The 22257-nt window shown below is 71.4% G+C and carries 18 protein-coding genes; 9 read left to right on the top strand and 9 right to left on the bottom strand.

From position 1 onward, the window contains the following. Positions 1-209 precede the first annotated feature (209 nt). Entirely contained in the window at positions 210-2033 is a 1824-nt protein-coding gene (locus BN39_RS19970) for a DEDD exonuclease domain-containing protein (RefSeq protein WP_019204219.1), read from the top strand. 24 nt (positions 2034-2057) lie between these two features. Beyond that, entirely contained in the window at positions 2058-2333 is a 276-nt protein-coding gene (locus BN39_RS19965; RefSeq protein ID WP_019204218.1) for an Lrp/AsnC family transcriptional regulator, read from the top strand. 26 nt (positions 2334-2359) lie between these two features. On the opposite strand, the gene BN39_RS19960 is transcribed toward BN39_RS19965, so the two are convergent. The 4 genes from BN39_RS19960 to BN39_RS19945 all read right to left on the bottom strand — a co-directional run bounded on the left by BN39_RS19960 (position 2360) and on the right by BN39_RS19945 (position 5282). Then, a complete protein-coding gene (locus BN39_RS19960; RefSeq protein ID WP_019204217.1) occupies positions 2360-3214 on the bottom strand; it encodes a CoA ester lyase in 855 nt (284 codons plus the stop codon). A gap of 97 nt (positions 3215-3311) precedes the next feature. After that, positions 3312-3785 carry an aminoacyl-tRNA deacylase gene (locus BN39_RS19955; protein ID WP_019204216.1) on the bottom strand — a complete coding sequence of 158 codons (474 nt, stop codon included), beginning with the start codon at positions 3783-3785 and terminating at the stop codon, positions 3312-3314. Then, on the bottom strand, positions 3782-4828 hold the full coding sequence (trpD, locus tag BN39_RS19950) for an anthranilate phosphoribosyltransferase (RefSeq protein WP_040768941.1): 1047 nt from the start codon (positions 4826-4828) through the stop codon (positions 3782-3784). The genes BN39_RS19955 and trpD overlap by 4 nt, the downstream gene beginning before the upstream one ends. 22 nt (positions 4829-4850) lie before the next feature. Next, positions 4851-5282, bottom strand: coding sequence for a hypothetical protein (locus BN39_RS19945; protein ID WP_148281544.1), 432 nt, complete (start codon positions 5280-5282; stop codon positions 4851-4853). Between the two features lie 161 nt (positions 5283-5443). Here BN39_RS19945 and BN39_RS19940 point away from each other — a divergent pair, with 161 nt between their 5' ends. The 5 genes from BN39_RS19940 (at position 5444) to BN39_RS19920 (ending at position 10241) form a co-directional block, all read left to right on the top strand. Beyond that, a complete protein-coding gene (locus BN39_RS19940; protein ID WP_081586207.1) occupies positions 5444-6058 on the top strand; it encodes a heme-copper oxidase subunit III in 615 nt (204 codons plus the stop codon). 39 nt (positions 6059-6097) lie between these two features. Next, entirely contained in the window at positions 6098-7015 is a 918-nt protein-coding gene (locus tag BN39_RS19935) for a c-type cytochrome (RefSeq protein WP_019204212.1), read from the top strand. Then, on the top strand, positions 7012-8193 hold the full coding sequence (locus tag BN39_RS19930; protein WP_019204211.1) for a ubiquinol-cytochrome c reductase iron-sulfur subunit: 1182 nt from the start codon (positions 7012-7014) through the stop codon (positions 8191-8193). Before BN39_RS19935 ends, BN39_RS19930 begins: the two co-directional genes overlap by 4 nt. Next, complete coding sequence (locus BN39_RS19925; protein ID WP_019204210.1) at positions 8193-9818, top strand: cytochrome bc complex cytochrome b subunit; 1626 nt, start codon at positions 8193-8195, stop codon at positions 9816-9818. Before BN39_RS19930 ends, BN39_RS19925 begins: the two co-directional genes overlap by 1 nt. 78 nt (positions 9819-9896) lie before the next feature. Next, positions 9897-10241 (top strand): hypothetical protein, encoded by a 345-nt coding sequence (locus BN39_RS19920; RefSeq protein WP_019204209.1) that lies wholly within the window; start codon positions 9897-9899, stop codon positions 10239-10241. 1 nt (position 10242) lies between these two features. Here the strand turns inward: BN39_RS19920 and BN39_RS19915 are convergent, their stop codons facing one another. The 3 genes from BN39_RS19915 to BN39_RS19905 all read right to left on the bottom strand — a co-directional run bounded on the left by BN39_RS19915 (position 10243) and on the right by BN39_RS19905 (position 12613). After that, a complete protein-coding gene (locus tag BN39_RS19915; RefSeq protein WP_019204208.1) occupies positions 10243-10977 on the bottom strand; it encodes a hypothetical protein in 735 nt (244 codons plus the stop codon). 112 nt (positions 10978-11089) lie between these two features. After that, positions 11090-11521 (bottom strand): cytochrome c oxidase subunit 4, encoded by a 432-nt coding sequence (locus tag BN39_RS19910; RefSeq protein WP_019204207.1) that lies wholly within the window; start codon positions 11519-11521, stop codon positions 11090-11092. 3 nt (positions 11522-11524) lie between these two features. Then, entirely contained in the window at positions 11525-12613 is a 1089-nt protein-coding gene (locus tag BN39_RS19905; protein ID WP_040768753.1) for a cytochrome c oxidase subunit II, read from the bottom strand. Between the two features lie 197 nt (positions 12614-12810). Here BN39_RS19905 and asnB point away from each other — a divergent pair, with 197 nt between their 5' ends. Together asnB and BN39_RS22465 are read left to right on the top strand one after the other, a co-directional pair. After that, positions 12811-14775: an asparagine synthase (glutamine-hydrolyzing) gene (gene asnB, locus BN39_RS19900; protein ID WP_040768935.1), complete on the top strand. Its 1965-nt coding sequence runs from the start codon at positions 12811-12813 to the stop codon at positions 14773-14775. Positions 14776-14814: 39 nt separating this feature from the next. Beyond that, a complete protein-coding gene (locus BN39_RS22465; protein WP_051159084.1) occupies positions 14815-20448 on the top strand; it encodes a non-ribosomal peptide synthetase in 5634 nt (1877 codons plus the stop codon). Positions 20449-20455: 7 nt separating this feature from the next. Here the strand turns inward: BN39_RS22465 and BN39_RS19885 are convergent, their stop codons facing one another. Both BN39_RS19885 and BN39_RS19880 read right to left on the bottom strand, forming a co-directional pair. Further along, on the bottom strand, positions 20456-21112 hold the full coding sequence (locus tag BN39_RS19885) for a hemolysin III family protein (protein ID WP_040768752.1): 657 nt from the start codon (positions 21110-21112) through the stop codon (positions 20456-20458). Between the two features lie 73 nt (positions 21113-21185). Further along, the gene (locus BN39_RS19880; RefSeq protein ID WP_019204203.1) at positions 21186-22175 is read right to left on the bottom strand and encodes a carbohydrate kinase family protein; all 990 of its coding nucleotides are present in this window, start codon (positions 22173-22175) and stop codon (positions 21186-21188) included. Positions 22176-22257: the final 82 nt, after the last annotated feature.

The following is a 22257-nucleotide window of genomic DNA, read 5'->3' as shown; positions in this document are numbered from 1 at the left end:
CGAGCAGTCGCCGCAGGCGCGGGGCGCGCCGGGGCAGGTCGAGCAGTCGACGTGCAGTGTCATGGCGGCGTTACCTCTCTCGATTCGTCGTCGAGGCGCGGTGTCGCCCTCGTCGACGGCGACGCTAGGCGGGCCCACCGACAAGTTCTCTCGCGAGCACGTTCGATTCCGCGCCGGAATCTGTCAGTGCTCCGCCGTACGTTCGCCCCATGCAGCTCACCCTCGACGACTGCGAGAACGGCGCCACGGACCCGGACCTCCGCGACGTGACGTTCGTCGTGGTGGATCTGGAGACCACGGGCGGCTCCCCGAGGAACGGGGACGCGATCACGGAGATCGGCGCGGTGAAGGTGCGCGGCGGCGAGGTGCTGGGCGAGTTCGCCACGCTGGTCGACCCCGGCTGCGGCATCGCGCCGCACATCACGCACCTCACGGGCATCACCACCGCGATGGTCACCGGGGCCCCGACCATCGCCTCGGTCCTCCCCTCGTTCCTCGAGTTCGCGCACGGCGCGGTCCTGGTGGCGCACAACGCGCGGTTCGACCTCGGTTTCCTCCGCGCCGCCGCCGCGTCCACCGGGACGCCGTGGCCGAAGCCGCAGTCGCTGTGCACCGTGCAGCTCGCGCGCCGCGTGCTCACCCGGGACGAGGCCCCGTCGGTGAAGCTGAGCGAGCTGGCGCGGTTGTTCCGCGCGGACACCACGCCCAACCACCGGGCGTTGGAGGACGCCAGGGCCACCGTGGACGTGCTGCACGGGCTGATCGGCCGTGTGGGCAACCTCGGCATCCGCACGCTCGCGGAGCTGCGCGGGTACCTGCCCGCCGTCACCCCGCAGCAGCGGGCCAAGCGCTCCCTCGCGGATCCGCTGCCGGAGCGCCCGGGCGTCTACCTGTTCCGCGGCCCCGGGAACGAGGTGCTCTACGTGGGCACGTCGGGCAACCTGCGGCGCCGGGTCCGCAGCTACTTCACCTCCGGGGAGACGCGCGGCCGGATCAAGGAGATGGTGGGGCTCGCGGAGCGGGTCGATCACGTCGAGTGCGCGCACGCGCTCGAGGCCGCGGCGCGCGAGCTCCGGCTCATCGCGGCGCACACTCCCCCGTACAACCGCCGGTCCAAGTACCCCAAGCGCGGCTGGTGGATCCACCTCACCGCCGAGCCGTTCCCCCGGCTCGTGGTGCGCCGGGCGGCGCCTTCGGGCGCGCCCTGTCTGGGCCCGATCCGCTCCCGCACCGACGCCGCGGACGTCGCCGACCTCCTCGCCGAGGCCTGCGGCCTCCGGACGTGCACGTCGAAGTTGCGGGCCGGGGCCGCGCACGCGTGCGCCCTGGGACCCGACGGTGCGCGCCCCCTCGGCGGGTGCCACGCGGCCGTCGCGGTCCCCGAGCCCGCGGGCCTGTACCGGCGGCGGGCCGAGCACGCGGCGGAGGCGCTCACCGGCCGGTCGCCGGACGTGTTCGCGGCGCTGCACCTCCGGCTGGAGTCGCTCGTCGAGCGGGAGTTCTTCGAATCCGCCGCACGGTTACGGGACCGCACGGCGCGGCTCGTGGAGTCTGTCGCCCGCACGCACGCACTGCTCGCGTTCGCGGATCTGCCCGAGCTCTCGCTCGCGCACCCCGACGGTGCCGGCGGCTGGGAGCTCTCGATCGTGCGGCACGGCCGCCTCGCGGCCGCCGGGACGGCGCCGCGCGGGGTGCCGCCGATGCCGGTGTTCGACCGGCTCCGGGCCGGCGCGGAGACGGCGTACGAGGCGAACGCACCGTCGACCCCCGACGTCCCGGAGACGCTTTTCCCGGCCGACACACTGCACGGCGCGAGCCCCGAGGAGGCCTCCCTGCTGCGCCGGTGGGCGCTGCGGCCCGGCACCCGCATCGTGGACGTGCAGGGCGAGTGGGCCGAGCCGGCCTGCGGCGCGGGCCCGTGGCTCGCATGGGCGGACCGGGCCGTCACCGCCGGCCGGGACGCGCGTGCGGCCGCGGCGCATCCGCGCGACCGGGACAGGCAATACAGTGAGGGAACCACGCACGCCGCGTGAGCTCCGCAATCGAAAGGCCCCGCAGTGATCACCGCGATCGTCCTCATCAACGCGAACGTGCACCGCATCCCCGAGACCGCGCAGGAAGTCGCGAACATCGACGGGGTCTCCGAGGTGTACTCGTGCGCCGGAGACATCGACCTCATCGCGAAGGTGCGTGTGCGCGAACACGATCAGATCGCCGCGGTGGTGACCGAGAAGATCAACCGCCTCGACGGCGTGGTCAGCACCTCTACGCACATCGCCTTCCGCGAGTACGCGTCGGCGGACGTCGACGCGGGCTTCGACATCGGCAACTGACCGCCCCGGGCGTTGCCGGGCCGGGGTCAGTACCCGCTGTGACTGACCTCGGCGGCGTCCACCTCGATACCGAAGTCCTCGGCCTGCTGCACGATCTTCTGCGCGCGGGCCAGCCGCGGCAGATCGGAGCCGTCGGTGATCTTGCCGCCGGACTGCTCGAACGCCGCGATGAACCCGTGCGCCCAGGCGATCTCGTTCTCGGCGGGGCTGAGCCCCTCGTTGATCACCGCGGCGTGGTCGGGCGTGAGGCAGAGCTTGCCCGACATCCCCATCTCCTTGGCGTGCGCGGTGCCCGTCGGCAGGTGCGCGATGTTGAGGGTCGGCCCGTCGATCGGCGCGGGCAGCCGGGCCGCGCGGGAGGCGATCACCAGCTGCGAGCGGGCGTACAGCAGCGCCACCGGATCGTCGCCGGCCGCGGTGTCCCGCTTGAAATCGCCGGTGCCGAAGGCGATCCGGAAGGTCGATGGCGCGGACGCGATCTGCGCGACGTTCTGCATCCCGCGCGCCGTCTCCACGAGGGCGAGGATCCGCGTACCGTCGGGCAGCCGGTCCGCGGTGTCGTCGAGGTGACTGGACGATTCGGATTTCGCGAGCATGACGCCCTCGAGCCCCTCGCACTGTTTGAGGGCGGCGCAGTCCTCGCTCCAGAAATCGCTCGACGCGTCGTTGATGCGCACCCAGGCGCGGTGCCCCGTGGTGAGCCATTCGACGGTGTCGGCCCGGGCCTGCCTCTTGTCGTTGGCGGCGACGGCGTCCTCGAGGTCGATGATCACGGCGTCGGCCTCACTGGCCTGCGCCTTGGAGAAGTCCTCGGGGTGCGAGGCCGGCACGAGGAGCCAGGAGCGGGCGATCTGCGGGGAAACGGTTCGGGCACTCACCATGCGGAGTCTAGGGAGCCCGCGCGCCCGATCCGGCGGAACGGGATTTGTGTGCATACTTTCCACTCCCGCGCGTTTCGCGCGGGTCCGCCGGCCGCCGTCAATCGGCGATGTCGGCGACGATCGCGCCGTACGCGGCCACCAGGTCGTCGGCCTCCATGACCGCGCTGTAGCCGTGTGCGCCGGCGCCGAGCGCGACTGTCCCTCCCGGGATCCGGGTGTCGACGTACACCGGCCAATCACCCCGGGCGCCGACGGGCGTGATGGTCCCGCGCTCGTATCCGGTGGCCTCGAGCGCCTCGCCGGCGGGCGGCATCGCGAGCCGGTTCACCCCGATCACCGCGCGCAGCTTGGGCCAGGCGATCGACCGGTCGCCGGGCACCAGGGCGAACAGGTACTCGCCCTCGCCCCGTCGCACGACCAGGGACTTCACCAGGTTCGACGGTGCCATCCCCATCAGTTCGGCGGCCTCCGGGAGGCTGCGGGCGGCGGGCCGGGCGCGCACCGTCACCGGCAGCCCGCGGGCCTCGGCGTCCGCTCGCATGCGGGCGAGGCCCGGATCGTCGTCGCTCACGCGCCCGCGATCTCCCGGCTCAGGCCGACCCACTTGTCGAGCAGCGCGGCCGCCGCGCCGGAGTCCACGGCCTCCGCGACCCGCGGCAGGTGCGCCGCCAGCGAGTCCTCGACGGTCTCCCCCGCCACGAGCCCCTCGTAGGCGGCCACGGCGCCGGCGGAGTTGAGCAGCACGGCGTCGCGCACCGGGCCGGGCTCGCCGGCCAGGAAGGTCCGCGCGATGGCGGCGTTCGCGGCCGCGTCGCCGCCGCGCAGTTGGTCGAGCGACACGCGGGCGAGACCGAGCCGGGTGGGGTCGACGGATTCGACGCCGACGCCCTCCTCCTGGACGCGCCACACCGTCGTGGTCGACGTGGTGGTCAACTCGTCGAGGCCGTCGTCGCCGCGGACGACGATGACGTGGTCCTGGCCGCCGCGGTCCGCGAAGGCCTGCGCCACGACGGGCGCGAGGTCGGGGAAGGCGCAGCCGACGAGCCCGGCGGACGGGCGGCCCGGGTTGGTGAGCGGGCCGAGCACGTTGAACACGGTCGGGATGCCGATCTCCTTGCGGGTGGCGCCCGCGAACCGGAGGCCGGAGTGGAAGACGGAGGCGAGGCAGAAGCCGATTCCCAGTTCGGCGGTCGTGCGCGCGACGCCGTCCGCGTCGAGCCCGATCGCGACGCCGAGCGCCTCGAGGCAGTCGGCGCCGCCGGACTTCGACGACGCGGCCCGGTTGCCGTGCTTGAGCACCGGCACCCCGGCGGCCGCCACCACGATCGAACTCATCGTGGAGATGTTCACGGAGTGCGAGCGGTCACCGCCGGTGCCGACGATGTCGACGGCGCGGCCCTCGAACGGCACCGGGGTGGTCAGCGACAGCATCACGTCGGCCAGGGCGCGCACCTCGACCGGCGACGGGCCCTTCATCTTCATGGCGACGCCGAACGCGGAGATCTGCGACGGGGTGGCACCGTCGCTCATGATCTCGCCCATGGCCCACTGCGCCTGCTCCACGCTCAGGTCGCGCTGGGAGGTGAGCTCGGTGAGAACCGTGGGCCAATCCATGGCCATAGCGTAATCGGGGCGATCAACCGGGTATCTGGAGCACCCGCCAGCGGAGCGCCCGCCCGCCGTGCCGGGCGGTGACGCCGGCCATCCGCGAGCGCTCCTGCGAGACGTGCAGCGCGTCGACCCGCTGCACCCGGGCGACCGCGAGCCGCCCGGCTCCGTCGAGCCCGTCGGGGACGGGCATCCGCTCGTAGTTGTCCTGGGCCACGAGACGCAGCACCTCGGTGACCGATTCGTCCGGAAGTTCGAGGAGGTGCCAGAGCACGCTCTGCACCTCCGGATCGAACCCCGGCGAGGCGTCGAGGACCGCCGAGGCGGCCGCCGTGTCGTCGTCCGATTCGGCCACGGGAACCAAACCGGGGTCCCCGGGCGTTAACTCTTCGACGGTGCGGCGGAGCAACCGGTGCAGGCGGGGTCGGCGCTCGGGGCGCCCGTTGAGGTCGTAGGGCACGACAACGCTCCCTTCGGTGTAGCGGACTGCGGCTCGAAAAGGTCCTTGACGTGGCACTTCATCGGACGTGGCGGGAGGCCCTGAGCCTGCCCGCGATATTCGACGCGCCCAATCTGCGACCCGGGTAGGCATTCGATACTACGACCGGTCATACTTGCGAGGTGACTAGCGCCGCACCGACCTCAGCTACAGCCATCACCCAGCGCGTGCACTCACTCAACCGGCCCAACATGGTCAGCGTCGGGACCATCGTCTGGCTGTCGAGCGAGCTCATGTTCTTCGCCGGGCTCTTCGCCATGTACTTCGTGGCCCGAGCCGGTGCTGGAGAGAACGGCTGGCCCCCGGCAGACGCCAACATCAGCCTGGCCGCGGCCCTGCCGCCGACCATCGTGCTGATCCTGTCGTCGGTCACCTGCCAGCTCGGTGTGTTCGCCGCCGAGCGCGGCGACGTCTTCAAGTTCCGCATCTGGTACTTCGTGTCGTTCCTGATGGGCTTCGCCTTCATCCTGGGCCAGCTCAACGAGTACAAGACGCTGATCCACGAGGGCCTGACGCTCAGCTCGTCGGTGTACGGCTCGGTGTTCTACATGGCCACCGGTTTCCACGGCCTGCACGTGATGGGCGGCCTCGTGGCCTTCATCTTCATCCTGGCGCGCAGCCGGGTCTCCAAGTTCACGCCCGCTCAGGCGACCTCGGCGATCGTGGTCAGTTACTACTGGCACTTCGTCGACGTGGTGTGGATCGGCCTCTTCGCCGTCATCTACATCATCCGTTAAGCACTTCCATCAGCAGTCGCCATCACAGAGGGATAGCAGATGAGTTCAGCCAACTTTGAGCCCGCCAGCGAGGGAGGCGAGCCCGACGGTGCCGGGCGCCCCGTCGCCGAGGCGAGCAAGGCCCGCAAGCAGCGCAAGATGCGCCGGAAGGTGACCAGCGCCGCCCTGCTGCTGGGCGGCCTCCTGGCCGCCGGAGGTGCCGCCACCGTGCTCAGCCCGACCCCGCAGGTCGCGGTCGCCGACGGTGACGATTCCGCCCAGGTCGCCGAGGGTAAGCGTCTCTACGAGACGTCCTGCATCAGCTGCCACGGCGCCGCTCTCGAGGGCGTCAAGGACCGCGGCCCCGGCCTGGTCGGTGTGGGCGACGCGGCGGTGTACTTCCAGGTGCACTCGGGCCGCATGCCCGCGACCGTCAACTCGGCGCAGATCGTGCGCAAGCCCGCCAAGTTCGACGCGAAGCAGATCGACGCCATGGGCGCGTACATCCAGTCGATCGGCGGCGGACCGTCGATCGTCTGGGAGTACAACCCGGACGGCTCGATCAAGCGCGACGAGAACGGCAACCGGGTCATCGCCCAGGAGTCGCTCCGCGGTAAGAACCTCGGCGCCGGCGCCGAGCTGTTCCGCCTGAACTGCGCCTCGTGCCACAACTTCACCGGCCGGGGCGGCGCCCTGTCCGGCGGTAAGTTCGCGCCTCCGCTCGATCCCGCGAACGAGCAGGAGATCTACGCCGCGATGCTGACCGGCCCGCAGAACATGCCCAAGTTCTCGGACCGCCAGCTGTCGCAGGAGGAGAAGAAGAACATCATCGGCTTCATCAAGAACGCGGGCGAGACCCAGTCTCCCGGCGGCAGCGCCATCGGCGGATTCGGTCCCGCTGCTGAGGGCATGGTGATGTGGGCCACCGGGATGATCGCCGTCATCGGCGCCGCGATGTGGGTTGGGAGCAGGAATTGACCGCCAAGCCGTTGAACAACGTCCCGTCGGACGACGAACTGGACAGCCTGTCCCACGACGAGCTGGTGAAGCTCGGTACCAACCTCGACGGTGTCGAGCTGGTCTACCGCGAGCCGCGCTGGCCCGAGCACGACACCCGCGCCGAGAAGCGCGCTGCGCGCTCGGTCGCCGTGTCGTTCACGCTCGGCGGCGTCTTCGCCCTCGCCTTCCTCGGCGTGTTCCTGTTCTGGCCCTGGCACTACCAGGGCATGGAGGACGACCACTACTGGTGGTACACCCTCTACACCCCGATGCTCGGCATCACCTGCGGCCTCTCGCTGCTGTCGGTGTTCGTCGGCGCGGTGCTGTTCACCAAGAAGTTCATCCCCGAGGAGATCGCGGTCCAGCAGCGGCACGACGCCGGCGGCTCGGCCAAGGTCGACAAGCTGACCACGAGCGCCCTGTTCAAGGACGCGCTCGAGACCTCCACGCTCCCCCGCCGCAAGATGATCCTGGCCTCGGCCGGTTTCGGTGTGGGCGTGCTCGGCCTCGGTGCCGCGGTCGGCGTCCTCGGCGGCCTGGTCAAGAACCCGTGGGCCAAGCGCGAGGCGTCGCCGCTGTGGCACACCGGTTGGTCGCCGTACTGGAACTCGCTGGAGAACGACTTCAGCAGCGAGCAGAACCACGAGCCGGTGTTCCTGCGCAACGACGTGGGCGATCCGTACAAGGTGAAGCTGGTCAAGCCGGAGGACATGGACGCCGGCGGCATGATGACCGTCTTCCCGTGGCGTGCGTCGGACGGCTTCGGCGAGACCGAGGAGTCGCGCCTCAAGCTGCTGCACGGCCTCAAGGGCATCCGTAACCCGGTCATGCTCATCCGCCTCCGCCCGGAGGACAGCGCCCGCGCGATCAAGCGCAAGGGCCAGGAGAGCTTCAACTTCGGCGACTACTGGGCCTACACGAAGGTGTGCAGCCACTTCGGTTGCCCCACTTCGCTGTACGAGCAGCAGACGAACCGCATCCTCTGCCCCTGCCACCAGTCGCAGTTCAACGCGCTCGAGTACGGCAAGCCGGTCTTCGGCCCCGCCGCCCGTGCCCTCGCGCAGCTGCCGATCTCGGTCAACGAGCAGGGCTACATGGTCGCCAACGGCGACTTCATCGAACAGGTCGGACCGGCCTTCTGGGAGGCGACGCACTGATGACGACACTCGGCGAGCGCGTCGGGCACCAGGCCAACGAGGTGGATTCGCGGTACCACCTCGCGGCCGGTATCCGCCGCCAGATCAACAAGGTCTTCCCCACGCACTGGTCCTTCATGCTGGGCGAGATCGCGCTGTACAGCTTCGTGATCCTGCTGATCTCGGGTGTGTACCTCACGCTGTTCTTCGACCCCTCGCTGGCGGAGGTCCACTACGAGGGCGCGTACGAGCCCCTGCACGGCGTCGCGATGTCGCGCGCCTACGCAACCACCCTGGACATCTCGTTCGAGGTGCGCGGCGGCCTGTTCGTCCGCCAGATCCACCACTGGGCGGCGCTGATGTTCGCGGCGTCGATCATCATCCACATGGCCCGCATCTTCTTCACGGGCGCGTTCCGCCGCCCGCGCGAGGCCAACTGGGTCATCGGCTGCGCGCTGCTCCTGCTCGCGATGTTCGAGGGCTTCTTCGGCTACTCGATCCCGGACGACCTGCTCTCCGGCACCGGCGTCCGCGCCGCCATGTCGGGCATCGTCGTCGGCCTTCCGGTGATCGGCACCTGGATGCACTGGGCGCTGTTCGGGGGCGACTTCCCGGGCGAGCTCCTGATCCCCCGCCTGTACGTGCTGCACATCCTGCTGTTCCCGGGCATCATCCTGGCGCTCATCGCGGGCCACCTCGCCCTGGTCTGGTACCAGAAGCACACGCAGTTCGCCGGCCCCGGCCGCACCGAGGAGAACGTGGTGGGTGTGCGCATCCTCCCCGTCTTCGCGGTCAAGACCGGCGCCTACTTCGCTGCCACCTTCGGCATCATCGCCGTCATGGCGGGCGTCTTCACGATCAACCCCGTGTGGACGATCGGCCCCTACGATCCGGCGAAGGTGTCCGCGGGCGTGCAGCCCGACATCTACATGATGTGGACGGACGGCCTGGCCCGCCTGTGGCCGGCCTGGGAGCTGTACTTCTGGGGTCACACCGTCCCGGGCGCCGCCTTCGTGGCGATCATCATCGGCGTGATCGTCACCCTGATGTTCAGCTACCCGTGGATCGAGAAGAAGCTCACGGGCGACGATGCGCACCACAACATCCTGCAGCGTCCCCGTGACGTGCCGGTGCGAACGGCGATCGGCGCCATGGCGCTGTCGTTCTACATCGTGCTCACGCTGTCGTGCATCAACGACATCATCGCGCTGAAGTTCCACATCTCGCTCAACGCGATGACGTGGATCGGCCGCATCGGCCTGGTCATCCTGCCGCCCGTCGCGTACTGGCTGACCTACCGGTTCTGCATCGGCCTGCAGCGCGCCGACCGCGCGGTGCTGGAGCACGGCATCGAGACGGGCATCATCGTCCGCCGCCCGAACGGCGAGTTCATCGAGCTCCACCAGCCGCTGGGCCCGGTCGACGATCACGGTCACGCCGTCCCGCTCCCGTACGAGGGCGCGGTCGTCCCGACCAAGGCGAACCAGCTGGGTGCGGCCGGTCAGCCCGGCACCGGTTCGTTCCTCCGCGGTGACCCGATCGAGGAGCAGAAGGCCAACGCCGAGCGCGATCACGAGAACGAGATGAAGGCGCTCGAGGCCATCAAGAAGGTCCAGGACAACGGCGGCAAGCTCGACGTCGAGTAGGGCCCGAAGTCCGCACTGCGGCCCCTCCCCCCACCCCGGGGAGGGGCCGCAGTCGTCTGTGCGACGAGACTGGGACGCATGAGCCGCTGCCCGGTGCCGGCCGCCCCGGCGGTCCACCCCGTACTCCTCCGCCGCCGCAGCCCCGCGACGTTCCGGCCCGACGCGGTGATCGGCGAGCGCGTGGCGCACATGACCCTGCAGGCGATGGCGATCGGCGTCGATGCGCACCAGTTCCGCGCGTTCGACCGGGACGCCGTGGCGGCCGAGTTCGGCGTGCCGCGGCAGTGGGAGGTCACGTCGATGACCGCATTCGGGGTGGCCGACGGATCGGCGGGCGAGGTCCTGCGCGAGCGGCGCAGCCGCGACGACGTCACCTGGGCCCGGGACCGCGAAGCGAGTGCCGGCGGGACGGAGCCCGCCTGACTCAGGCGAGCCGCAGGCGCAGCAGGTAGCTGTTCTCCCCCACGGGCGCGCCGGGCTCGCCCAGGCACACCTCGTGCCAGGGCCGCGGACCGTCGACGGGGGTGAGCCCGCGCTCGCGCAGCTGCACCCCGAACACCTTGGCGGTGGGCGTGAGCGCGACCGACCAGCGCCCGTCGACGCGGGTCTGCAGGTACGACGCCGACGGCAGGTCCAGGCAGCGCACCCGGGACAGGTTCTTCAGTCCCTTGCTGACCTCGAGGTGTTCGAGCACGTCGCCCACTTCGGCGTCGTCGATCCAGTCCGGGCGGCGGAGCAGCAGGGTCCAGGAGGCGTCCGCAGCGGTGTGGGCGCTGAGCTCGCCGCGCAGCCGCTCCAGCGGGGGCACGCGGAAGTCGCTGCGCTCCGCGTCGTCGGCGCCCGCGACGCCCTTGCGGGCGAGCGCCTTGTTGCGCACCTTGACGCCGTAGGCGGCCGCGAACAGCGCCTCAGCGGCCACTCGGTAGTCCTCCGAGGTGCGGGGGCTGCCCTCGGTGGTCACGGCGAGGTAGGCGCGCTCAGGGGTCGCCACGACGTCGATGTGGCCCGGTTGCGCGTACGGGCCGTCGCCGTAGGCGTCGGGCTCGGCGGCGGTGAAGTCCAGCTTGGCGGGACGGGGAACGACGGGGTCGGCGCCCCGCCCCCGCATCTCGTCGGCGGTGAGCTTGCGTACGGACAGCCCGGACTTCGCCTGCGTCATGGCTGCATGCAACCAGGGCGGAACGACCCGTGGGGAGCCGCGTGCTGAACGCCGACGAAACAGCGGCGCCCGCCCCGGTGAATTCCGGGACGGGCGCCGCTCGAACGGTCTCTCAGTGCTTCTCGGGGCCCTTGTGGTACTCGAAGACGAGGCCCCACGCCGCACCGACGACGAGGAAGCCGCCGAAGATCCACAGCCAGTACAGCTGCAGCGCCACGGAGAAGCCGACGACGGCCACGGCACCGGACAGCAGGATCGGCCACCACGAATGGGGGCTGAAGAAGCCGAGCTCGCCGGCGCCGTCGGAGATCTCCGCGTCCTCGTAATCCTCGGGACGGGTGTCCACGCGGTTGGCGACGAACCGGAAGTAGGTGCCGACGATCAGCGTCAGGCCGCCGGTCAGGAACATCCCGGTGACGCCGACCCATTCCACGGCGCCGTAGCCGTAGCCCGGCCCCCAGAGCGCGGTGACCACCGTGTAGATGATCCCGGCGAGGAAGAAGAACGCCGTGAGGAACTCGAAGAGTTTCGCTTCGACCTTCATGGGTCAGTTCGCTCCTTCTGCACTGACGGGGGACGCGGTGCGACGGGTGTCGAACGGGTGCGTGCTGGTCGAGACGCCGGGCTCGCCGATCGCCTCGAGCGCCGCGGCGTTGTCCTTACCGCTCTGGCGGGCCTTGACGTACTGGCTGAACTTGTCCGGCGAGACGGCACGGATCTCGAAGTTCATCATCGAGTGGTAGTCGCCGCACATCTCGGCGCACCGGCCGACGAAGGCACCCTCGCGCTCGATCTCGGAGATCTGGAACTTGTTCTGCGAGTGGTTCTCCTTGGGGTTCGGCATCACGTCGCGCTTGAACGCGAACTGCGGAACGTAGAAGGAGTGGACCACGTCGGCGGACGCGAGATCGAACTGCACGCGCGCACCGGTGGGGAGCACCAGGACGGGGATCTCGGCGGTGGAGCCCTGGACCTCGACGGAGCTGAACTTCAGGTAGTCGCGGATCTCCTGGAAGCGGCCGTGGTTCGGACCGCGCTCGGGCTGGTGCTCGATCTCGCCGGTCTCCTCCTTCTCCTTCGCCGCCTCCTCGTTGAGCTTCGCGATGTCCGGCTGCTGGCCGTACGGGTTCGGGCGCTCGAGGCTGACCTTGGTGCCGTCGGCGAGGGTGACCTCGCGGTACGCGAAGCGCCAGTTCCACTGGAACGCGGTCACGTCGATCGTGACGTCCGGGTTGTCCTCGAGCTTCTCGACCTTGGTCTGCACGATCACGGTGAAGTAGAAGAGCACCGCGATGATGAGGAACGGAACCGCCGTGTACAGCAGCTCGAGCGGCACGTTGTACGCGGTCTGCCGCGGGAAGTCCGGCGAATCGGCCTTCCGCCGGTGGAAGGTGATGGTCCAGAAGGTCAGGCCCCACACCAGGACGCCCATGATCAGGGCGGCCACCACGGACCAGCTCCACAGAGTGGTCATGTCCCGGGCCTCGGGGGTCACACCCTCGGGCCAACCGAAACGCATCACCTCGTCGGCCGAGCAGCCCGCGAGAGCGAACATGCCAGCAACCAGCCCGGCGGCCAGAACCAGGCGCTTACGCCAGGACGTGGCCCCACCGTGGGCGTTGTTTCCGGGTGCCAATGTCGCGCCTTCCTGCTGAAACACGGTCAGTGCTGCGGGGCTCGGCTCGGCCGGTGATCCCGGGTGGGAACTAGCGGCCGGGGCTGCACGTTCCCCTTGTACTACGCAGCGTAGACCAACGCGGCCCCGTGCACGCTCCCGGGGCGGCAAATGGCGCGTCGCAGTCCATCACTCGTGTTCAGGCATACTTGTCCCTCGTGTGTGGCCTCCTGGGATTCCTGTCCGCCGACCAACGCGCGGGCGACGTCGTCGACGCGGTGACCGCGGCCGGCCGGTGCATGCGGCACCGGGGTCCGGACGAGTTCGGCCGGTCGTGGCACGACGCCGACCTGGCTATGACGTTCAACCGGCTCTCGTTCATCGATATCGAGCACGCGCACCAGCCGCTGCGCTGGGGCCCGCCGGAGAACCCCGAGCGGTACGCCCTCACCTTCAACGGTGAGGTCTACAACTACCTGGAGCTCCGGGCGCAGCTCGCCGAGGAGTTCGGCGCCGAGTTCCGCACCGAGGGCGACGGGGAGCCGATCGTCGCCGGCTTCCACCACTGGGGCATCGACGGGGTCCTCCCCCGCCTGCGCGGTATGTTCGCCTTCGCGATCTGGGACACCGAGCGCCGCGAGCTGACGCTGGCGCGCGATCCGTTCGGCATCAAGCCGCTGTACGTCGCCACCGGGACGAAGGGCACCGTCTTCTCGTCGGAGAAGAAGTCGGTGCTCGCGCTCGCCGACGAGGCCGGCCTCGAGCCCGGCGTCGACGCCCGGGCCGTGCAGCACTACACGGTGCTGCAGTACGTGCCCGAGCCCGAGTCCCTGCATCGAGGGATCCGCCGGCTCGAGTCGGGTTGCTACGCGACCGTCGCGCCGGGCGGCACGGTCGAGGGCAGGCGCTACTTCGAGCCCCGCTTCCCCGTGAAGCCCGTGACCGGTGGCCTGGAGTCCGCCGAGGCGAAGGCCGTGTACCGCGACATCGCCGATGCGCTGCGCGACTCGGTGAAGATGCACATGCGCGCCGACGTGACCGTCGGGTCCTTCCTCTCGGGCGGCATCGACTCCACGGCCGTCGCCGCGCTGGCGATCCAGCACAACCCGGACCTCATCACCATCACCACCGGTTTCCAGCGCGAGGGCTACAGCGAGGTCGACGTGGCCGCCGAGTCGGCCGAGGCGATCGGCGCGCGGCACGTGATCAAGACCGTCTCGCCCGAGGAGTTCCGGGACGCGATCCCCGCCATCGTCTGGTACCTCGACGACCCCGTCGCCGATCCTTCCCTCGTGCCCCTCTACTACCTGGCCAAGGAGGCCCGTAAGCACGTCAAGGTGGTGCTCTCGGGCGAGGGCGCCGACGAGTTGTTCGGCGGCTACACCATCTACAAGGAGCCGCTGTCGCTCGCGCCCTTCGACAGGCTGCCCGCGTGGGCGCGGCGGACGGCCGGCCGGATCGGCGACCGGATGCCGGAGGGGCAGCGCGGCAAGTCGCTGCTGCAGCGCGGGTCGATCCCGCTGGAGGAGCGGTACTACGGCAACGCGCGCTCGTTCAACGACGCGCAGCTGCAGGCCGTGCTCCGCGACTTCCGGCCGGAGTGGACCCACACGGACGTCACCGCCCCGATCTACGCGAAGACCCGCGGCTGGGGCCCCGTGGAGCGGATGCAGCACCTGGACCAGTTCACCTGGCTCCGCGGCGACATCCTGGTCAAGGCCGACAAGATGACGATGGCCAACTCGCTCGAGCTGCGCGTGCCGTTCCTGGACAAGGAGGTCTTCCGCGTCGCGGAGACCCTGCCCGCGGACCTCAAGCTGGCCGGCGGCACGTCGAAGTACGCGCTGCGTCGCGCGCTGGAGGAGATCATCCCGCCGCACGTGCTGCACCGGAAGAAGCTGGGCTTCCCCGTACCGCTGCGGCACTGGCTGGCCGGCCCGGAGCTGTACGACTGGGCGCGCCAGACGATCGAGGACTCGCAGACCGACGAGTTCATCGACCGTCGCGCGGTGCTGGCCATGCTCGACGAGCACAAGGCGAAGGCCTCCGAGGGCTGGCCGGGCGGCACGGATCACTCGCGCCGCATCTGGACCGTTCTCGTGTTCATGGTGTGGCACGGCATCTTCGTCGAGGACCGCATCCACCCGCAGATCGAGGAGCCGGTGTACCCGGTCCGGCTGTAGTCGCCGCCGGAAGGCCGCCGCATCGGTAGGGTCCCCGTAGTGGCCCTCGCGATCATCGGTGCGGCAGTACGACTTTCGGGTTGCAACACCCTCGGCGACTTCTGGGATTCGCTGTGCGCGGGCCGGGTCGGGACCGAGACGATCCCGGACCGGGAGGCCCTCGCCGACGGTGCCTCCGCCGCCGATGTCGCGGATCCCCGCTACGTCCCCGTCGGCACCCGGATCGGCGATGCCGGCGCGATCGACCTGGACAGGTTCCGGCTGACCCGCGGCGAGGCGGAACTGATCGACCCGCAGCACCGCTTGATCCTCAAGCTCGCCGCCGAGGCCCTGCAGAGTTCGGGGTTGGACCCCGCGGAGGCCGTGGTCGGCACGTTCGGCTCGGTGTCGGCGCCGACCTACCTCCTGCGGCGCGTGGCCCCTCGGCTCCGGGACTCCGGCGCCGCCATCCCCTACCCCGCGTTGTTGGGCAGCGATCCGGCGTTCGCCGCGGCCCGGGTGGCGCGGAAGCTCGGTCTCACGGGTCCGGCCCTCGCGGTCCAGAGCGCGTGCTCCTCATCGCTGATGGCCGTCCACCAGGCGGCCTCCGCTCTCGCGCAGGGCGATATCGATGCCGCGATCGTCGTCGCCGCCTCGCTCGCGGTCCCGGGCGCCTCCGGGTACATCGCGTCCGCGGGTGATGTGCTCTCGCCGTCGGGGCGGTGCCGGCCGTTCGACGCCCGCGCCGACGGCGTGGTTCCGGGGCAGGGTGGAGCCGCGGTGGTGCTGACTCGCCTCTCCCGTGCGGCGGAGCACGGTTCGGACGTCCTGGCCGTGATCGCGGGTACCGCCGCCAACAACGACGGTGCCGCGGCCGGCTCGTTCACCCACCCCCACCCCGACGGCCAGGCGTCGGTCCAGGTCGCGGCGATGGCGCGCTCCGGTGTCGATCCGGGCCGGATCCGGTACGTGGAGACGCACGGCACCGGCACGGCTCTGGGCGACCCGATCGAGGTCCGCGGCCTGCACCTCGCCCACGGAGCCGGACCGGAGTGCCTGCTGGGCGCCGTGAAAGCGAACTTCGGCCACCTGGACGCGGCGGCGGGCGTGACGGGGCTCCTCAAGGCCGCCATGGTGCTGCGCCACGGGATCGTGCCCGCCCAGCCCGATTTCGGCGATGCCCACCCGGAACTCGGGCTGCACCGCACCAGGTTCCGGGTCGCGGACGCGGCATCGACACTGCCCGACGGTGCGGCGGTCGCCGTCAGTTCCTTCGGCATGGGAGGCGGCAACGTGTCCGCGGTCCTGGTGCCCGCGCCGCCGCGGCCCGCCGCGCCCACCACGCACGGCGGAACGGTCGAGGTCCGCGCGTCCTCGGATGCGGCGCTCCGCGCGTACCGTTCGCGTCTGGCCGAGGCGGTGCGCGGGCGCACCGACATCAGCGTCGCCGACGTCGCCCGGAGTCTGCGACAGCGCGCCGAATCCGGCGATCGCACCGTCGCACTGCACGCGGCGACGATCCCGGGCCTCGTTCGCGCGCTCGAAGCGCCGGGTGAGGCCCCGTCGGGGCCCGCCGGCCCCCGCTCCGGCGACGCGGGCCGGTTCGTACTGCTGCCACCGGCGCCCTTCGACGAGACGTGGGTCGACCTGCCTCCGATCGTCGAGACGCCACCGGCCCCGGACGCCGTCCCTGCTCCGTCCTCGTCCTCCTCCCCGGAATCGGTCCACGACACGGTGCGGGCCGCCTTCGCGTCCGCGCTCGGCGCGGAGGTCGGGGCGGACCTGCTCGCGTCCGATTTCATGGACGCGGGCGGCGAATCGGTGATGCTCGTGGAACTGGTCGCCGAACTCGAGGCCGGATACGGGTGCCGGATCGACTTCGACGCGCTCGACGCGGTGGCGACCGTCGGCGAGATGGTCGACGTGCTCGCCGCGCAGATCGACGGTGCCGCATCCCCCGAGCGGGTGACCCTCGTGCGGTACGGGGACTGGAGCCGGCCGGGGCCGCGGTGGCTGCTGCATCCTCCCGCGGGCGGCACGACCCTCGTCTACCGGCGACTCGCCCACGACCTCGGCGACGCCCCGATCGGCGTGTTCACCGCGCCGGCCGGCGAGCGGACCATTCCCCAGATCGCGGCGGACGCCCTCGCCGCGATCCCGGCGGACGTCCGCGGCCCGCTGTGGCTCGGCGGCTACTCCTTCGGCGGCAACGTCGCGATGGCGATGGCGCTGCTGGCGGAGGACGCCGGGCGCCCGGTGGCGCACGTCGCTCTCGTGGACGCGCTGTCCCCGGCCTCGTACCCGGTCCCCGCGCAGCCGCTCGGGAGCGCCGCCTATCGTGCGGCCGCCGACCGCGTCCTGCGACGGTTCGCCGACGTACCCGACGGGCGCGCACCCGAGTTCGCCGAACGTTGGAGCCGGCACCACCGCGCACTGATGGAGCACCGACCGGTGGGACGGATCACCGCACCGGTCACGGTTTTCCGCGCGACCGAGCACGATCCGTCGGGCGTGTTCGCGGCACTGGGAGTGCGGCCCGCGCACGACTGGACGCCGCACACGGCCGGCCCCGTCGCGGTCGTGGACGTCCCCGGCGACCACTACTCGATCCTCGCGGACGACGAGCACCGCGCGGCGTTGCTCCGGCGGTGGCGCGCGGCGCTGCCCGACGACCGCCCCGATGCGGTCCGTCCACCCTCGCCCGCGCAGGCGCGGATCGCCGCCGCACAGTTCGCGCGCCCCTCGGACCCGGGTGCGAACATCGGCGCCGTGATGGAGTTCACCGGGCTCGATCCGCGGCGCCTGGCGGCGGCGATCGAGGCCGTCGCGACGGCGACCGGTGCGGTCAACGACACCGTGTCCCGGGCGGCGGGCGAGCTCGTGCGGGTACCGCACCCGGGCGCGCGGCCCGGGGTCCCCGTCGTGCCGTACGCGGACCTGGACGCCGTGCTGGCGGCGGCGGAGGCCGTGTACGACGCGGTGTTCCCGCCGCACGTGTGGCCCCAGTTCCATCTCGAGGTCGCGGTGTGCGGCCCGCGCACGTTCGCCGTTCTCGTCACCTCCCACCTGGTCACCGACGTCTTCGGGTGGTATCTCATGGTGCTCGACATCGCGGGCGCCTATCGGGACGGAGAGGCGTGGGAGCCGCCGCCGGACGTCGCGCCGCACGCGCTCGCAACGGGCGGGGTGAACGCCGAGGAGGCTGTGGCGCACTTCCGGGCGACCCTCCCGACCACGCCCGACGCACCGTCGTGGGCGCGGCGCGCCGGCAACGCGCCGCTGGCCGGCTCGGCGTCGTCGGCCACCGTCGACGGTGCGCGCGTCGTCGCCGCGAGCCGCGAGCTCGGCGTGCGCACCTTCTCGTTCCTCCTCGCGGCGCACGCCGTCACCACCGGGCTCCTCGGCGCCGGACCGATCGTCGTGGTGTCGGTACCGCTGTCGAATCGCCGGTCCACCGCCGATGCCGCGAATCACCGCGGCGTGTTGGTGAATTCGCTTCCCGTGAGCGTTGATCTGTCCGCGCCTGGCCGTACGTTCGCCGATCTGGCGCGCGACGTCGACGGACAGGTCGCTGCCCTGATCGGGTTCGAATCGTTCGACCTGTTGCGCTACGCCGACCGGATACCGGGGGCGGCCGCGGCCGCCGGCGCGCCCAGCTCGTTCACCGTGTATCCGCGTCCGCTCGCCCCGTCGATCGGCGGCGTCACCGCGGTCACGCACGTCCTGCGCCGCCGGCACGTCCAGTTCCCGCTGTCCGTGGTGGTCGAGTGCTCGGGCACCGAGCTGGCCGTGCGGGTCGAGCAGTGCGACGCGCTGCGCGGTACGGACGTGGGCGCCGTCTACGCGTCGGTGCTGCGGTCGGCGGCGGACGCCCCGGGCGCGGCGCTCGCCTCCATCGGGTGGTCGCACCCCGCGGTCCCCGGCCCGCCGGCGGCGGACCGCCCTCCCGCCCGCGCCGCGGCCGCGACCACCCTCGTCGACCTGTTCCGCGCCGTCGTGCGCGGCTCACCGCGCGCCGTCGCCGTGGCGACGCCGAACGCCACGCTGGATTACGCGGAGCTGGACCGCCGGGCGCGCACGGTCGCGAACGGAATCGCCGCACGGATCGACGGGCCGTTCGTCGGGGTCGCGATCCCGCCGTCGGCGGAGCTCGTGGTCGCGATGGTCGCCGTGCTGTACGCGTCGCGGACCTACGTCCCGATCGACGTGGAGACCCCGCGGGACCGGGTGCTCTCGATGGTCGCGGACGTGGGCGGGATGGACGTCATCACCGCCGGCGCCGCACCCTGGCCCGATTCGCCCGGGCTGCACCATCATCCGATCGAGGAGCTGACCGGCGAGGGCACCGCGCCGTCGGCTCCGGCGCCGGGCGACACGGCGTACGTCATCTTCACCTCCGGTTCCACCGGCCGGCCGAAGGCGGTACCGATCACGCACGGATCGATCACCGCTCTGTTCGACGCGACCCGCACCGCCCGCGTTCCGGGCGGCCGTTGGCCGCTCTTCCACTCCCCCGCTTTCGATTTCAGCGTGTGGGAGGTATTCGGGGCACTCCTGGACGGTGGTACCGTCCTGATTCCGCCGCACCGATTGCGTCGCGATCCGGCGGGGTACCTCGCGTGGCTGCGCGCGGAGCGGGCCGACGTCGTGTGCCTGACCCCGAGCGCACTCGGGATGCTGAACGCGGCGGCGACGGACGACGACTGGTCGTCGGTGTCCCCGCGGGTGGTGTTCCTGGGCGGGGAGCGACTGCGCCCCGCCACGGTGCGCCGGATCCTGTCGGCCTCGCCCCGGACCCGGGTGTTCAACCTGTACGGCCCGACCGAGGCGGCGATCCTCACCACGATGGCGGAGATCGACCTCGCGACCGCCGAATCGGATCCGGAGGCCGTGATCGGTATCCCGCTGCCGCACACCGGCGCCGCGGTCGTCGACTCCGCCGGGCGCACGGTGCCACCGGGCGTCACGGGCGAGCTGCTGGTGTACGGGCCGCACGTGACTTCCGGATACCTCGGGCACGCCGCCGCCGACCGTGCGGCGTTCGCGCCGATCACCCGGAACGGGCGGACCTACGCCGGGTATCGCACGGGCGACCTGGTGTACCGGAGGCCGGACGGCGACCTCGTGTACGTCGGCCGCGGGGACGACCAGGTCCAGGTGCGGGGCCATCGCGTGGAGCCCGGAGAGGTCGAAGCCGCGCTCGCCGCGGACACGCGGGTCGCGGAGGTCGCGGTCGTCGCGGTCGGCGAGGACCTCGACCGGCGGCTCGTCGCCTTCGTCGTCCTCACGGACGGCACGCACGACGTCGACGCGATCGCCGGCCGGCTGCACTCCCGGCTTCCCGCGCACCTGCGCCCGGCTCGAGTGCTCGCGATCGACGCGATCCCCACCGGACCGAGCGGAAAGGCGGACCGGAACCTGCTCGCCCGGCGCGCCGAGGACGACGGCGCGTCGTATGCGGCCGTGCCCGACCGGCCGTCGATCGCCCGGGCGGTCGACGAGTTCTGGGCGGAGGCGTTGGGAACGCGCATCGGATCGGACGAGTCGTTCTTCGAGGCCGGCGGAACATCCATCCAGGTCGTGGAGCTCGTGGAGACGATCCGGTCGACGTTCGACCTGGACGAGCTGACCGCGACCGACGTGTTCGCGCATCCCACACGGACCCGCCTGGTCGATCACCTCTGCCGCTCCTGAGGGCGACTCAGCGGAGCAGGGTGATCCACATGGCGGCGTAGTGGCAGGCCGCGGCGATCACGGTGGCGGCGTGGAAGAACTCGTGGTGCCCGAACACGCCCGGCCAGGGATCGGGCCAGCGGGTGGCGTACAGGACGGCGCCGCCGCTGTAGAGCACGCCGCCGACGGCGAGCAGGATCGCGGCCGGCCAGCCGGCGCCCTGCACGAGGTCCCCGGCGACGGCGACGACCACCCAGCCCAGGGCGATGTACAGCGGCACGCCGACCCAGCGCGGTGCGTGCGGCCACAGCAGTTTGAGCGCGACGCCCGCGAGCGCCCCTCCCCACACGACGGCGAGCACCCAGCGAGCGACGGACGGCGGCAGCGCGAGCACGGCGATCGGCGTGTAGCTGCCGGCGATGAACACGAAGATCATGCAGTGATCGGCGCGCTTCATCCAGATCCGCTGCGCCTCGGTCCAGCGGCCGCGGTGATACGCCGCGCTGACGCCGAACACGCCGAGCACGGTGACGGCGTAGATCAGCAGCGCCACGCCGGCGGGGATCGAGTGGGCGAACCCCGCGGCGACCAGTGGCACGCCCGCCACCACGGCGCCGATGGCTCCGAATTGGTGGATCACTCCGCGTAGCCGCGGCTTGACCTCGGGTGTCCCTACGACCGTCATGAACCTACGATACCGTAGGTTACTCGCCGGTAACAGTGTTTGTGACGCACTCGCACGCGTGGCGCCGCCGGGATCACAGGGCGGCGAGGATCTCCCCGGCCACCTCGGCGCCGTACGCCTCGGTCAGTCGCTCGCGGGCGTCGGCCTCGTCGTACCGCCACGCCTGCGGCCCGACGGTCTCGAGCACCTTCACCGCGGCGTAGGAGCCCAGCTGGGCGGACCGCTCGTAGGACAGGCCGCCGTCGAGGCCGACGAGGAAGCCCGCGCGGAACGCGTCGCCGACGCCCGTCGGGTCCACGCGCCCGCGGTCGGGCACCACGTCGACGTGGATCTGCTCGGCCACGGCACCGTCGGGCCCCACGACCACGATGTCCGCGCCCTTCTCGGCCAGGGTGGTCACCCGCACCTGCACCATGGCGGTGAGGCGCTCGGCGCTGATCCCCGTCTTCTGCTGCAGCAGGCCCCACTCGTACTCGTTGGTGAACAGGAACTTCGCGCCCTCCACCAGCGCGCGGGCGTCCTCGCCGTTGAGCCATGCGAGCTGCTGCGACGGATCGGCCGCGAAGGGGATCCCGGCGTCCCGGCACTGCGCGGAGTGGCGGGTCATCGCTGCGGGATCGCTGGCGCCGATCACCACGAGGTCCAGCGCGCCGACCGCGGACACGACGTCGGCGATCGCGATGTCCCGCGATTCGACCATCGCGCCGGAGTAGAACGAGGCGAGCTGCGCCATCTCGTCGTCGGTGGTGCACATGAAGCGGGAGGTGTGCGCGGTCTGCGAGACCCGCACCCCGCGGGTGTCGACGCCCGCGTCCTCGAGCCACTCGCGGTACCCCTGGTCGAAATCGGCTCCCACGGCGCCCACGAGAACGGGCCGGCGGCGCAGCTGGCCCATCCCGAAACAGATGTTCGCGCCGACGCCGCCGCGCTGCACCACCAGGTCCTCGACCAGGAAGCTCAGCGAGATGTGGGCGAGGTGCTCAGCCAACAACTGCTCCGAGAACTTGCCCTCGAATCGCATCAGATGATCGGTGGCGATGGAGCCAGAAACGGCGATCGACACAGCGAAACCCTCCCGTGGTTCGGCAAACCGTACGCGGTGAGCCTAGTCGCGGGAGGGTTCCGGCGGTCCTCCGGGCGCCTGG

Origin of the sequence: Tsukamurella sp. 1534 (genome assembly GCF_000312385.1) — a bacterium.
Classification (GTDB): Bacteria; Actinomycetota; Actinomycetes; order Mycobacteriales; family Mycobacteriaceae; genus Tsukamurella.
Note: the sequence above shows the minus strand (reverse complement) of the source record. Positions and strands in the feature narration are given on the sequence as shown.

Excerpts from the sequence above, each read along its gene's own strand:
- BN39_RS19970 (WP_019204219.1), top strand. The coding sequence starts at position 210 with ATGCAGCTCACCCTCGACGACTGCGAGAACGGCGCCACGGACCCGGAC.
- BN39_RS19960 (WP_019204217.1), bottom strand. The coding sequence starts at position 3,214 with ATGGTGAGTGCCCGAACCGTTTCCCCGCAGATCGCCCGCTCCTGGCTC.
- trpD (WP_040768941.1), bottom strand. The coding sequence starts at position 4,828 with ATGGATTGGCCCACGGTTCTCACCGAGCTCACCTCCCAGCGCGACCTG.
- BN39_RS19935 (WP_019204212.1), top strand. The coding sequence starts at position 6,098 with ATGAGTTCAGCCAACTTTGAGCCCGCCAGCGAGGGAGGCGAGCCCGAC.
- BN39_RS19925 (WP_019204210.1), top strand. The coding sequence starts at position 8,193 with ATGACGACACTCGGCGAGCGCGTCGGGCACCAGGCCAACGAGGTGGAT.
- BN39_RS19920 (WP_019204209.1), top strand. The coding sequence starts at position 9,897 with ATGAGCCGCTGCCCGGTGCCGGCCGCCCCGGCGGTCCACCCCGTACTC.
- BN39_RS19915 (WP_019204208.1), bottom strand. The coding sequence starts at position 10,977 with ATGACGCAGGCGAAGTCCGGGCTGTCCGTACGCAAGCTCACCGCCGAC.
- BN39_RS19910 (WP_019204207.1), bottom strand. The coding sequence starts at position 11,521 with ATGAAGGTCGAAGCGAAACTCTTCGAGTTCCTCACGGCGTTCTTCTTC.
- BN39_RS19885 (WP_040768752.1), bottom strand. The coding sequence starts at position 21,112 with ATGACGGTCGTAGGGACACCCGAGGTCAAGCCGCGGCTACGCGGAGTG.